At 63.0% G+C, this 13,491-nt stretch carries 11 protein-coding genes; 8 read left to right on the top strand and 3 right to left on the bottom strand.

Annotation, left to right across the window (positions count from 1 at the left end; translation table 11 throughout):
* Window positions 1-2: 2 nt before the first annotated feature.
* The 3 genes from tssK to tagH are packed head-to-tail and all read right to left on the bottom strand — an operon-like array spanning window position 3 to window position 3,242.
* On the bottom strand, window positions 3-1,337 hold the full coding sequence (tssK, locus tag HX805_RS02550) for a type VI secretion system baseplate subunit TssK (RefSeq protein WP_177116580.1): 1,335 nt from the start codon (window positions 1,335-1,337) through the stop codon (window positions 3-5).
* Window positions 1,338-1,351: 14 nt separating this feature from the next.
* A complete protein-coding gene (tssJ, locus tag HX805_RS02545; RefSeq protein WP_003213332.1) occupies window positions 1,352-1,858 on the bottom strand; it encodes a type VI secretion system lipoprotein TssJ in 507 nt (168 codons plus the stop codon).
* 52 nt (window positions 1,859-1,910) lie between these two features.
* Complete coding sequence (gene tagH, locus HX805_RS02540; protein ID WP_177116579.1) at window positions 1,911-3,242, bottom strand: type VI secretion system-associated FHA domain protein TagH; 1,332 nt, start codon at window positions 3,240-3,242, stop codon at window positions 1,911-1,913.
* 403 nt (window positions 3,243-3,645) lie between these two features.
* On the opposite strand from tagH, the gene tssA reads away from it, so the two are divergent.
* The 8 genes from tssA to tssH all read left to right on the top strand — a co-directional run bounded on the left by tssA (window position 3,646) and on the right by tssH (window position 13,474).
* On the top strand, window positions 3,646-4,665 hold the full coding sequence (tssA, locus tag HX805_RS02535) for a type VI secretion system protein TssA (protein WP_087693721.1): 1,020 nt from the start codon (window positions 3,646-3,648) through the stop codon (window positions 4,663-4,665).
* Window positions 4,666-4,719: 54 nt separating this feature from the next.
* Window positions 4,720-5,226, top strand: coding sequence for a type VI secretion system contractile sheath small subunit (gene tssB / locus HX805_RS02530; RefSeq protein WP_003213340.1), 507 nt, complete (start codon window positions 4,720-4,722; stop codon window positions 5,224-5,226).
* A gap of 2 nt (window positions 5,227-5,228) precedes the next feature.
* Window positions 5,229-6,725: a type VI secretion system contractile sheath large subunit gene (gene tssC / locus HX805_RS02525; RefSeq protein ID WP_003213343.1), complete on the top strand. Its 1,497-nt coding sequence runs from the start codon at window positions 5,229-5,231 to the stop codon at window positions 6,723-6,725.
* Window positions 6,726-6,878: 153 nt separating this feature from the next.
* Window positions 6,879-7,367 (top strand): type VI secretion system tube protein Hcp, encoded by a 489-nt coding sequence (locus HX805_RS02520; protein WP_003213345.1) that lies wholly within the window; start codon window positions 6,879-6,881, stop codon window positions 7,365-7,367.
* Between the two features lie 78 nt (window positions 7,368-7,445).
* On the top strand, window positions 7,446-7,961 hold the full coding sequence (gene tssE, locus HX805_RS02515) for a type VI secretion system baseplate subunit TssE (protein WP_003213348.1): 516 nt from the start codon (window positions 7,446-7,448) through the stop codon (window positions 7,959-7,961).
* Window positions 7,958-9,817 (top strand): type VI secretion system baseplate subunit TssF, encoded by a 1,860-nt coding sequence (gene tssF, locus HX805_RS02510; RefSeq protein WP_063033828.1) that lies wholly within the window; start codon window positions 7,958-7,960, stop codon window positions 9,815-9,817. Before tssE ends, tssF begins: the two co-directional genes overlap by 4 nt.
* Complete coding sequence (gene tssG / locus HX805_RS02505; RefSeq protein ID WP_177116578.1) at window positions 9,781-10,824, top strand: type VI secretion system baseplate subunit TssG; 1,044 nt, start codon at window positions 9,781-9,783, stop codon at window positions 10,822-10,824. The genes tssF and tssG overlap by 37 nt, the downstream gene beginning before the upstream one ends.
* On the top strand, window positions 10,817-13,474 hold the full coding sequence (gene tssH / locus HX805_RS02500; RefSeq protein ID WP_177116577.1) for a type VI secretion system ATPase TssH: 2,658 nt from the start codon (window positions 10,817-10,819) through the stop codon (window positions 13,472-13,474). The genes tssG and tssH overlap by 8 nt, the downstream gene beginning before the upstream one ends.
* Window positions 13,475-13,491: the final 17 nt, after the last annotated feature.

Raw genomic sequence — 13,491 nt, 5'->3', positions numbered from 1 at the left:
GATTACCCTCGGATGGCCCAGAAAGCCAGGTTCAACCCCGGGAACTGGCCGGCGATGTGGAACGCAAAGCCACCGGAATTACCCAGTTGCTGCCAGTGCTCGCTGCCCCGGTCCAGCTCGTAGTAGGTGGAGCCTGCGTGGTACGGAATCTGCCGTGGCGCCACCGGCAGCGGCAGCAGGCCGATGCCCGGCAGTTGCAGGTTGACCAGGTCGCGGATGTGTTCCACCGAGCCAACTTTGCTTTGCTGGCCGAAGCGCGCGCGCAGGGTTTCGCCCGGCACATCGGCGCGCACCACCAGGATGAAACTGGCGCTGTCGATCAGGGTTTTGTCGGCCAGCATCGCCACGTGCACGCCGTAGGCTTTCTCGACAATCGGGATCGGCGTGGCCTTGCTGTCGATCAGCATCGACAGCGCCTCGCGCAGGGCCTGCATCACCGGGGTGAAGCTCAGGGCCAGGTCGTCATGCTGGTACTGCGGATATTCGTGGGGGCGGCGGCCAGTGGTGGAGAAGGTCGAGAACTCGCCGGCCAGGCTCACCAGCTCACTGAAGAAACGCTCCGGGTGCAGCGGGCTCAACTGGCTCAGGTGCTGGATCAGCGGCTGGGCGCGGTTGACCAGTTGCAGCAGCATGAAGTCGGCAATCTCCGAAGCACCACCGGCGCCCGAAGCCACCACGCGCCCGGCCAACGCTTCGCCGCGCTGGTGCAGCAGGCCCAGCAGTTCGCTGCGAAACGCGGTCAGCGGTTTGCTGGCCGTCACGTCGAGGACCGGCGGGATGTAGCTCTCGTCCAGCACCAGGGCGCGATCGGCGCGTTTTTCCTTGATGCGCACCAGGCCGATGGCCGCGTAATCGCTGATGCCATCCTGGGCGGTCAACAGGCGCAAGGCGCGGGAGCCGACCGCCACCGGCGCACGGTTTTCGAAGGGCGCGTTGTCGTCGCGCACTTCACGCACCTGGCTGACATAGCGCGCGGCTTCCAGGGGCTCGCCTTCGTCGACGGTGTCGCGGGCGCCGGCACGCTTGAGGGGCAACGCCAGGTACACCAGGCCATCGCGCAAGTTGTCGTCGATATTCAGCGGGCTCGGCGCCAGGTCGTCCTGGGGGATATTGAACGGCGTGCCATCCGGTAACAGGCCACGTGCCGAGACGATCGCCAGCTTGCCCTGGGCCAGCAGGCCCTGGTCGATCAACAGTTCGGAAAAGCCCCAGGCCCCCGCCGACAACGGGCGGCTGCGCGCATCGATCAGGTTTTCCAGGTAACGGTCATGCTGCTGGAAGTGCTGCGTTCCGATGAACATGCCTTCCGACCAGACCACGCGATTGTTCCAGGACATGGGGGCTCCGATTCTTATTGGGCAGGGCTGGATGGGGGGACCACGACGTCGGCACGCACGGCATGCACATCGAGGCTGATCTGGTATTCGGTGTATTGGCGTGCCGGCACGTTGAGCACCGTGCGCCACTCGGCACGGTCCAGTTCGCGATAGCCCACCAGCAGGCCGATCTGGCGGGTGGACGGGTCGAGGTCGCGCTGGATGCTCAATTGCTGGCCGGGCAGGATCACCACTTCGTCCTGGTCGAGCAGGTCGAGGCCGAGGGTCGACTGTGCGCGATCGGCCAGGGCGAAGTAGTCGGAACGGCTGAAGGTGGCGGCGTTTTTCAGTTCGAAAATCCGCACCCGTACCGGGGCTGCCTGGCCATTGGCGCCGGGGTTGAGCCCGGCGATGGCATGGAAATGCAGCTCGACGGCGGCGGTGTCTGCCTCAGCTTCGGCGGCCTCGGGCTTGGCCGCATCCTTGGCACACGCCGTCAGCAGAAGCGCGGTGGCGACTGCGAGTAAAAACCTGGGAATCATCCTGCGTCCTCAATGACGTACTTAGCTATCCGTTGTTCCATGTACTGCGTTGTTAGTGACGCTGTCGGCTGCTGTGCGCTTCGTAGGCACGGCTGAATTCACGCCCGAACAGGTCCTGGAAATCTTCCTGGGCCTCGAGGGAAATATTGCTGTAGAGCTCGGTGAACTGCTGCCAGTACTGGGCCTGGCGCGAGCCGTTGAAAATGCTCGACAGCCCGCCGGGCTTGCCCATGCGTTCTTCGAGCTGCGCCGGTTCAAAGCGCGTCAGCAGGTGCTTGATGGCGGCTTCGACCCCGGCCATGACGGCCAGTTGGTGGGCGCGCAGATCGTCGAAACTGTCGCGCACGGCCAAGTCCGGTGCCATAAACGCCTGATTGCTGTGGCGTAGGAGCAGCAGTAGCGCTTCATCGGCATTCGGGGCGAATTTCAACGGATTGTTTTCCACCGGTTGAATCACCGTCTGCTGCATGCGGAACTCGCCCTTGAGGCTGCTGCGGGCACGCAACACGTCGATCAGGCCTTCGACCATCAGCCGGTAACTGCGGCCGATGCTTTCCATCTGGGCTTCGGCCTGGGCCTTGTCCAGGCGCAACTGATCGAGGCCCGCACCGCGCAGGAAGGCTTGCAACAGGTCGGGCTGGCTGGCATCAGCCCCCGGGAGCGGGCGCTCGACCTTGGGCGGCTCGATGACCGGCGGCTGTGGCGGTGTTGGCGGCGGCGGTGCAACAGGCCTGGGTGCCGGGGCATCGCCGAACAGATCCCAGTCTTCGGGGATTACTGAGCCCGAGACCACCGGCGCAGGCGGCTCAGCCACGGGCAGCGGTGTCGGCGGGCGGAAGTCGTGCTGCTCGGCCGGCACGTGATCGTGCACGGTGGCCGGCGGTACGCTGGTGGGCGCGAGGAAGTCGAACAGGTCCGGCAGGGTGTCCATCGACGAGGCGCCCTGGAACTGCGGCGCGATCACCGGAGGTGGCGTCGGGGCCTTCACGGCGGCGCCCATCAGGGCTTCGAAACTGTTGGACGCGTCACCGGTGAAAGACGGGGTATCTGTCACTTTCAGGTTGAAATCGATACGCGCCTGGATCTCGTAATCGCCGATGCGGATCAGTTCGCCGTCCTGCAATGGCTCGCTGCTTCCCCGCCGCAAACGAATACCGGCATGCACTAACTCAACTCCATTAGTGCTGTTATCAGTTAAGTAGTAACGACCATCTTTGTACTGAATAACGCAATGTTGCGTGGAAACAAGACGTTCTGGATCAGGCAGTACCCAGTCATTTTCGGAACCGCGGCCAATAGCCATCACTCCCTGGTCCAGGGACTTTTCAGAACACTGGCCAGGGGTAATCTTGTGATAACTAGTGATAGTCAAGCACAGCGACATCTTGCCTCCTTGCTGATACTTCGCGCGCGGCCGTTCCCTGGGAGAAACGCTCCGAGAGATCCACGACAGATCCTTTCAAAACCTTGAAAGCCTGCTTCAACCCGCGTAATTGCTGATCTTAACCGGCCTGTATGACAAAAATCCTGCCTCGGCACCTGCTTCGACTGATCAGTCGCACAAGATGTTAAGCACCGCACATCTGTCATAGAGGGCGAATAGCTTACCTTGACAAGGCCTAAGTACTACACCAAAAATGCACAACTTCTTGAACACCAATGATGGCACTTTGAAATCAGCATGATGTCAAAGCGCTAAATAAGACCAAGAAAACATGCAAAGTTCCTCGCGCAACTAATGCATGAGTTGCCCGTCATCTAACGGGCTGATAGGGAGATCGAATTTAGTGGATGTGCCTCTGCTGCTCGCCGCCGTTTCCGCGACTTCGCCCTGTGGCGAAGACTTGGAATATGACGCCGATTACTTGCATCTTGAGCGTGCCGCACAGGGTCAACCCGAGCGCAGCATGGGCGACTCGATCCTGCCTGCCGAACCTCCGGAATGGCGCAGCATCCAGCAGCAAAGTCTCGACCTCCTGCAACGCAGCAAAGACCTGCGCATCACCCATTTCCTGTTGCAAGCCGCCCTCGCCCTCCAGGGCATTGCAGGGCTTGCCGACGCACTCGCGCTGATCAACGCGCTGCTGCGCGAATACTGGGCCGACCTGCATCCGCGCCTGGATGCCGATGACGACAACGACCCCACCGTGCGCATCAACGCCCTCAGCGGCGTGGCCAGCGACGCGAACATCCGCCTGCTGCGTGAGGCCATTCTCACCCGTTCGCGCACCTTCGGGCCCGTCAGCCTGCGCGCCGCGCTGAATGCCAGCGGGCTGCAGAGTTTCCCCGGCGAAAACCTCGGTGCCGAACAGCTTAACGGCGCATTCCTCGACAGCGATGCCGAGCAATTGCAAGCCACCCGCGACGCGCTGAACGCCGCCCGCGACGCCTGTGAGGCCATCGAACAATACGTCAGCGACCAGGTAGGTTCCGCCCAGGGCGTGGACCTCGGCCCCTTGAAGCAACTGCTCAAGCAGGCCGTGCAGATACTTAACCAATACGCCCCGCACAGCGGCGCCGCCAGCGAGCCCGAGGTTGTCAGTGACGACAATGCCCCCTCGGTTGAATACGCCGCCGCGCCCGTTGCAGCACGCCCGACCGGCGACATCGCAAGCCGCGATGAAGTGCTGCGCAGCCTCGACAAGATCCTTGCGTACTACACCCGGCACGAGCCTTCGAGCCCGCTGCCGGTGCTGTTGAACCGAGCAAAGAATCTGGTGCACGCCGACTTTGCGGCCATCGTGCGCAACCTGATTCCCGACGGCATGTCCCAATTTGAAAATCTGCGCGGGCCGGACAGCGAATAAGCGTACGGATCGCGCAGTTACAACACCGTCGCTCAAGCGACCAGGAGCAGCAACGTGGCGAAGCAAAGTTCTCAGAAATTCATCGCGCGCAACCGTGCGCCTCGGGTGCAGATCGAGTACGACGTCGAGCTCTACGGCGCCGAGAAAAAGGTCCAGCTGCCCTTCGTCATGGGCGTGATGGCCGATCTCGCCGGCAAGCCCGCCGAGCCTCTGGCGCCTGTGGCCGACCGCAAGTTCCTTGAAGTGGACGTCGACAACTTCGACTCGCGCCTCAAGGCCATGCAGCCACGCGTCGCGTTCCACGTGCCCAACGAGCTGACCGGCGAAGGCAACCTGAGCCTGGACATCACCTTCGAAAGCATGGACGACTTCAGCCCCGCCGCTGTGGCGCGCAAGGTCGATTCGCTCAAGCAACTGCTCGAAGCCCGCACCCAACTGGCCAACCTGCTGACCTACATGGACGGCAAGACCGGCGCTGAAGAAATCATCATGAAGGCGATCAAGGACCCGGCACTGCTTCAGGCACTTGCCAGCGCGCCCAAGCCTGCAGGGGAGCAGTAATCATGACTGACAATACCGCCCGCGAAGGCACCCAGATCCTGGGTACCACCGAAGAAGCCAGCGAGTTCGCGAACCTGCTGCTGCAAGAATTCAAACCCAAGACCGAGCGTGCCCGCGAAGCCGTGGAAACCGCTGTGCGCACCCTGGCCGAGCAGGCTCTGGCCCAGACCGACCTGGTGTCCAACGACGCGATCAAGTCGATCGAATCGATCATCGCCGCCATCGACGCCAAGCTCACCGCCCAGGTCAACCAGATCATCCATCACCAGGATTTTCAGCAGCTGGAAAGCGCCTGGCGTGGCCTGCACTACCTGGTGAACAACACCGAGAGCGATGAGCAGCTGAAGATTCGCGTGCTCAACATCTCCAAGCCGGACCTGCACAAGACCCTGAAGAAATTCAAGGGCACCGCGTGGGATCAGAGCCCGATCTTCAAGAAGATGTACGAAGAAGAATACGGCCAGTTCGGCGGCGAACCTTACGGTTGCCTGGTGGGCGACTACTACTTCGACCAGTCGCCTCCCGACGTAGAGCTGCTGGGTGAGCTGTCGAAAGTCTGCGCCGCCATGCACGCACCGTTCATTGCCGCCGCTTCGCCAACCGTGATGGGCATGGGCTCGTGGCAGGAACTGTCGAACCCGCGCGACCTGACCAAGATCTTCACCACCCCGGAATACGCCGGCTGGCGCTCGCTGCGTGAATCGGAAGACTCGCGCTACATCGGCCTGACCATGCCGCGCTTCCTGGCGCGCCTGCCGTACGGTGCCAAGACCGATCCGGTGGAAGCCTTCGCCTTCGAAGAAAACACCGACGGTGCCGACAGCTCCAAGTACACCTGGGCCAACGCCGCTTACGCGATGGCGGTGAACATCAACCGTTCGTTCAAACACTTCGGCTGGTGCTCGCGCATCCGTGGCGTGGAGTCGGGCGGTGAAGTCGAGAACCTGCCGGCCCACACCTTCCCGACGGATGACGGTGGGGTGGACATGAAGTGCCCGACCGAAATCGCTATCAGCGACCGCCGCGAAGCGGAACTGGCGAAGAACGGTTTCATGCCGCTGCTGCACAAGAAAAACACCGACTTCGCTGCCTTCATCGGCGCCCAGTCGCTGCAGAAACCGGCCGAATACGATGACCCGGATGCCACCGCCAACGCCAACCTGGCCGCGCGCCTGCCGTACCTGTTCGCCACCTGCCGTTTCGCCCACTACTTGAAATGCATCGTGCGCGACAAGATCGGTTCCTTCAAAGAGAAGGACGAGATGCAACGCTGGTTGCAGGACTGGATCCTCAACTACGTCGACGGTGACCCGGCGCACTCCACCGAAACCACCAAGGCCCAGCATCCATTGGCTGCCGCCGAAGTGATCGTGGAAGACGTCGAAGGCAACCCGGGGTACTACAACTCCCGGTTCTACCTGCGCCCGCACTACCAGCTCGAAGGGCTGACCGTGTCGCTGCGCCTGGTATCGAAGCTGCCTTCGGCGAAAGGCGCGTAACACCGTCGCTCGTTCCCACGCTCCGCGTGGGAATGCCGCCCGGGACGCTCCGCGTCCCAGTGACGCAGAGCGTCACAAGATGCGTTACCACGCAGAGCGTGGGAACGATCAGCGTTAACAAATTCTGTGGCTGAGACCACACAGGGAGAAAACATGGCTGTTGATATTTTCATCAAGATCGGCGACATCAAGGGCGAGTCCATGGACAAGGCCCACAAGGACGAAATCGACGTGTTGAACTGGAGCTGGGGCATGGCCCAGTCCGGCAACATGCACGTGGGCGGTGGCGGCGGTGCGGGCAAGGTGAACATCCAGGACCTGTCGCTGACCAAGTACGTCGACAAGGCCTCGCCCAACCTGATGATGCACTGCGCGAGCGGCAAGCACATCGACAAGGTCACGCTGACCGTGCGCAAGGCCGGCGGTGAAAGCCAGGTCGAGTACATGATCATCAACCTGGAAGAAGTGCTGGTCACCTCCCTGAGCACCGGCGGTTCGGGCAGCGATGACCGCCTGACCGAAAACGTGACCCTGAACTTTGCCCAGGTGATGGTGGACTACCAGCCACAGAAAGCCGACGGCACCAAAGACGGCGGCGCGATCAAGTTTGGCTGGAACATTCGCTCCAACACCAAACGCTGATTGCCCCTGTAGCCGCCACCCCAAGTGGCGGCTGCAAGCCCCCTGTTCCTCTCGCAACCCGTCCGTGGAGCTGCTTTGGTGGTAACTGAAATTGCTTCCCGCGATCGCCTGCAACCGTCCCTGCTGGACCGGTTGACCGACGATGACCCGACCAATCCCAAGGAAAGCGCCGACAAACGCGTGCTGTCCCTGAGCCAATTGAAAGCCTCGGTGCTGCGTGACCTGACGTGGCTGCTCAACACCACTTCACTGCTCAACGCCGATGCCACGCTGCACACGCCTGCCGGTACGTCGGTGGTCAATTACGGGCTGCCGGCGCTGGCGGGCAACAGTGTCTCCAGTGTCGACATCAGCGCCCTGGAAGCCTTGATTAGACAAGCCATCGCCACCTTCGAGCCGCGCATCCTGCGCCACACCTTGCGGGTCAAGGCACGCGTCGGCCACGGTGAGATGAACCACAACGCCCTGAGTTTCGAGATCGAAGGCGACCTGTGGGCGCAGCCGGTGCCGTTGCGCCTGTTGCTGCAAACCGACCTGGACCTGGAGTCCGGCCATGTGCGTGTGGTCAACGCCGACCAGCGGAGACGCCCATGAACCCGCGCCTGCTGGAGCTGTACAACCAGGAACTGCACCACGTGCGCGAAAGCGCCGCCGAGTTCGCCAAGGAATACCCGAAGATCGCCAGTCGGCTGACCCTGTCCGGCATGGACTGCGCCGACCCGTACGTCGAACGCTTGCTCGAAGGCTTTGCGTATCTCACGGCCCGGGTCCAGCTCAAGCTCGACGCCGAGTACCCGACCTTCACCAACAACCTGCTGGAGATCGCCTACCCGCACTACCTGGCGCCGACCCCGTCGATGACCGTGGTGCAGTTGCAGGCCGATCCCGATGAAGGCTCCCTGGCCAGTGGTTTTCCACTGCCCCGCGACACCGTCCTGCGCGCCGCCTTGGGCCGCGAAACCCAGACCTGCTGCGAATACCGCACCGCGCACCCGGTGACGCTGTGGCCGTTGCAGGTCGCCCAGGCCGAGTACTTCGGCAACCCGTCCGCCGTGCTCGGGCGTTTGGCTGCCAGCGAACCCAAGGCCAAGGCCGGCCTGCGCCTGACCTTGCGTACCGGCGCCGAGCTGCCGTTCAACAGCCTGGCGCTGGATAATTTGCCGCTGTACCTCAGCGGTGCAGACGAACAACCGTTCCGCCTTTACGAACAACTGCTGGGCAATGCCTGCGCGGTGTTCGCGCGCAAGCCCGGCGGTGACTGGGTTGAACGCCTGCCGCCGGATGCCTTGCGCTCCCGGGGTTTCGACGACGCCGATGCGGCAATGCCGGTGGTGCCTCGGGCATTCCAGGGTTATCGCTTGCTTCAGGAATACTTCGCCCTGCCCCACCGTTTTCTGTTCGTCGAATTCGCTGAACTGAGCCGTGCAGTCAAACGCTGTGACGGCCAGGAACTGGAACTGATCGTGCTGTTCGACCGTCACGATCCAAGCCTGGAAGGCAGCGTCGGCAAGGCGCAGTTCGTGCCGTTCTGCACCCCGGCAATCAACCTGTTCCCCAAGCGCGTGGACCGGATTCACTTGTCCGAGCGGGTCAACGAACACCATGTGATCGCCGACCGCACGCGACCGATGGATTTCGAGATTCACTCCTTGAGCGGCATCACGGGCCACGGCACCGGACCGGAGCAGCCGTTCCTGCCGTTCTATGCAGTACGCGACCCATCGCGCTATGGCCGTGACCAGGCTTACTACACGGTGCGCCGCGAACCCCGCGTGTTGTCCAGCGACCAGCGCCGCAACGGGCCGCGCTCCACCTATGTGGGAAGCGAAACCTTCGTCAGCCTGGTGGACACCCAGCAAGCCCCGTACCGCCATGACCTGCGCCAACTGGGCGTGACCGCACTGTGCACTAACCGCGACTTGCCGCTGTTCATGAGCGTGGGCAACGGCAAGACCGACTTCACCCTGGCCGACAGTGCGCCGGTCTTGGCCGTGCGCTGCGTCGCCGGGCCAAGCCGCCCGCGCGCCAGCCATGCCCATGACGCCAAGGCCTGGCGCCTGATCAGCCAGTTGTCGTTGAACTACCTGTCGCTGAGCGAGCAAGGCCAGGGCGCCGCCGCGCTGCGTGAACTGCTGCGCCTGTATGGCGACAGCAACGACGCCGCCCTGCAACTGCAGATCGAAGGCCTGCGGGAAGTCAGCAGCAAGGCGGTGACCCGGCGCCTGCCGATGCCCGGCCCGATCGTGTTTGGCCGCGGCCTGGAGATCACCCTGGAATTTGATGAAAACGCGTTCCGCGGCACCGGCGTGTTCCTGCTCGGTGCGGTGTTTGAACGGTTCCTGGCACGCTATGTGTCGATCAACAGTTTTACCGAGACGGTGATCCGTACCACCGAACGCGGCGAGATCATGCGATGGAAAGCCAAGCCCGGACGCCGTCCGACCCTGTGAGTACCCTGGATGCAATGCATCAGGAGCCCTGGGAATATGACTTCTTCCAGGCGCTGCGGCGTATCGAGTGCGAATCGCCGAACTTGCCACGCCTGGGGCATTCCCTGCGCCTGGCGGATGACCCGCTGCGTCTCGGGCAGCAGGCCGATTGCACCTTTGCGCCGGCCACATTGGCCTCGGTCGAACCTGGGGCTGAAGGCCAGCCGGCACGGCTGGAGCAGTTCTTCTTCGGCCTCGGCGGCCCCAACGGCCCGCTGCCGCTGCACATCACCGAGTACGTGCGTGAGCGCCAGCGCAACAACGCCGACAGCACCAGCAAGCGCTTCCTGGATGTGTTCCACCACCGCCTGCTGACCCTGTTTTATCGCGCCTGGGCCGAGGCGCGGCCTACCGTCAGCCATGATCGCCCGGACGATGACTACTGGTCGGCGCGCCTCGCCGCATTGAGCGGTCGCGGCACCCCGAGCCTGCTCAACCAGGGCCTGATCCCCGACACGGCGAAGCTGCATTACAGCGGCCACCTGTCGGCACAAACCCGCTATCCGGACGGCCTGAAGGCGATTCTCGGCGAGTACTTCGGCCTGCCGGTGGAGATCGAAGAGTACGTCGGCCAATGGCTGGAGCTGCCCGAACGCAGCCGCGTGAGTGTCAGCGCCAACCAGCTGGGCGTGGACTTTTGCCTGGGCAGCCACGTGTGGGACCGCCAGCATAAATTCCGCATTCGCCTGGGCCCGCTGAAGCTCGATGACTACATGGGCATGCTGCCCGGCAGCCAGCCGTTCAACGAGCTGGTGGCGTGGGTCGCCGAGTACCTGGGCCACGAACTGGACTGGGACCTGAACCTGATCCTGCAACAACCGGAAGTGCCGGCCCTGCAACTCAACGGCCAGTTCCGCCTGGGCTTCAACACCTGGCTCGGCCAACCCGAGCATGACGCCAACGACCTAATCCTGGCCCGGCATTACGCCGAACACGCCAACACCTCAAGGAATCCAGAGCATGGGTGAAATCAGTCGCGCCGCACTGTTCGGCAAACTCAACAGCGTGGCCTACAAGGCCATCGAAGCCGCCACCGTGTTCTGCAAGCTGCGGGGCAACCCGTACGTGGAACTGGCCCACTGGTTTCACCAGTTGCTGCAACTGCAGGACTCTGACCTGCACCGTATCATCCGACAGTTCAACGTCGAGCCGGCGCGTCTGGCCCGCGACCTGACCGAAGCCCTGGACCGCCTGCCCCGTGGCTCGACGTCGATCACTGACTTGTCGTCCCATGTGGAAGAAGCGGTCGAGCGTGGCTGGGTCTACGGCAGCCTGATGTTTGGTGAAAGCCAGGTGCGCACCGGTTACCTGGTGCTGGGAATTCTCAAGACGCCCAGCCTGCGCCATGCGCTGTTGGGCTTGTCCGGTGAGTTCGACAAGATCAAGGCCGAAGCCCTGAGCGAACGCTTTGATGAATACGTCGGCGACTCGCCCGAAAATGCATTGAGTGCCAGCGACGGTTTCAATGCCGGTGCAGTACCGGGCGAAGCCAGCGGCGCCATGGCCCCGAGCGCGATGGGCAAGCAGGAAGCCCTCAAGCGCTTCACCGTCGACCTGACCGAACAGGCCCGCAGCGGCAAGCTCGACCCGATCGTCGGGCGTGACGAAGAGATCCGCCAACTGGTGGACATCCTCATGCGTCGCCGCCAGAACAACCCGATCCTTACCGGTGAAGCCGGCGTCGGCAAGACCGCCGTGGTCGAAGGCTTCGCCCTGCGCATCGTCGCCGGCGACGTACCACCCGCGCTGAAAGATGTGGAACTGCGCAGCCTCGATGTCGGCCTGCTGCAAGCCGGCGCCAGCATGAAAGGCGAGTTCGAACAGCGCCTGCGCCAGGTCATCGAAGACGTCCAGGCCTCGCCGAAACCAATCATCCTGTTTATCGACGAAGCCCACACCCTGGTAGGTGCCGGTGGCGCCGCCGGGACCGGTGACGCGGCCAACCTGCTTAAACCCGCCCTCGCCCGCGGCACCTTGCGTACCGTGGCCGCCACCACCTGGGCCGAGTACAAGAAGCACATCGAAAAAGACCCGGCCCTGACCCGTCGCTTCCAGGTGGTGCAAGTGGCCGAGCCGTCGGAAGACAAGGCGTTGCTGATGATGCGCGGCGTGGCCTCGACCATGGAAAAACACCATCAGGTGCAGATTCTCGATGAGGCCTTGGAAGCTTCGGTGAAGCTGTCCCACCGCTACATTCCGGCGCGCCAGTTGCCGGACAAATCCGTGAGCCTGCTGGACACCGCCTGCGCCCGCGTCGCCATCAGCCTGCACGCGGTGCCGGCAGAAGTCGACGACAGCCGCCGCCGTATCGAGGCACTGGAAACCGAGCTGCAAATCATCGCCCGCGAGCACGCGATCGGCATCGCCATCGGTGCGCGCCAGACCAACAGCGAAGCGCTGCTGAGCGCCGAACGCGAGCGCCTGGCCACCCTGGAAGCCCGTTGGGCCGAAGAGAAAACCCTGGTGGATGAGTTGCTCGCCACCCGTGCGACGTTGCGTGAAAAATCCGGTGTCGTGGACAGCGGCGATGACCAATTGCGTGCCCAATTGGTAGACCTGCAACAACGCCTCAGCACCCTGCAAGGCGAAACCCCGCTGATCCTGCCGACCGTGGACTACCAAGCGGTGGCCTCGGTGGTCGCCGACTGGACCGGCATCCCGGTGGGCCGCATGGCCCGCAACGAACTGGAGACGGTGCTCAACCTCGACCAGCACCTGAAGAAACGCATCATCGGCCAGGACCACGCCTTGCAGATGATCGCCAAGCGCATCCAGACCTCCCGCGCCGGCCTCGACAACCCGAGCAAGCCGATTGGCGTGTTCATGCTCGCCGGCACCTCCGGCGTGGGCAAGACCGAAACCGCCCTGGCCCTGGCCGAAGCCATGTACGGCGGCGAGCAGAACGTGATCACCATCAACATGAGCGAGTTCCAGGAAGCCCACACCGTGTCCACCCTCAAGGGTGCGCCACCGGGCTACATCGGCTATGGCGAAGGTGGCGTGCTGACCGAAGCCGTGCGGCGCAAACCCTACAGCGTGGTGCTGCTGGACGAGGTGGAAAAAGCCCACCCGGACGTGCATGAAATCTTCTTCCAGGTGTTCGACAAGGGCGTGATGGAAGACGGCGAAGGCCGGGTGATCGACTTCAAGAACACCTTGATCCTGCTGACCACCAACGCCGGTACCGAGCTGATTTCCCAGGTCTGCAAAGACCCGGCGAACATCCCCGAGCCCGAGGAAATCGCCAAGGCCCTGCGCCAGCCGCTGCTGGAGATTTTCCCGCCGGCGCTGCTCGGCCGCCTGGTGACCATTCCGTACTACCCGCTGAGCGACGAGATGCTGAAAGCGATCACCCGCCTGCAACTCAACCGCATCAAGAAGCGCGTGGAGAACACCCACAAAGTCGCCTTCGATTACGACGACGACGTGGTCGACCTGATCGTGTCCCGCTGCACCGAAACCGAAAGCGGCGGGCGGATGATCGACACCATCCTCACCAACAGCCTGCTGCCGGACATGAGCCGCGAATTCCTCACCCGCATGCTCGAAGGCAAGGCGCTGGCGGGGGTGCGGATCAGCACGCGGGATAACGAATTGCACTACGACTTCAACGATTGACCTGACGGAATGCGATC

It is taken from the genome of Pseudomonas sp. G5001 (genome assembly GCF_013385475.1).
Classification (GTDB): domain Bacteria; phylum Pseudomonadota; class Gammaproteobacteria; order Pseudomonadales; family Pseudomonadaceae; genus Aquipseudomonas.
Note: the sequence above shows the minus strand (reverse complement) of the source record. Positions and strands in the feature narration are given on the sequence as shown.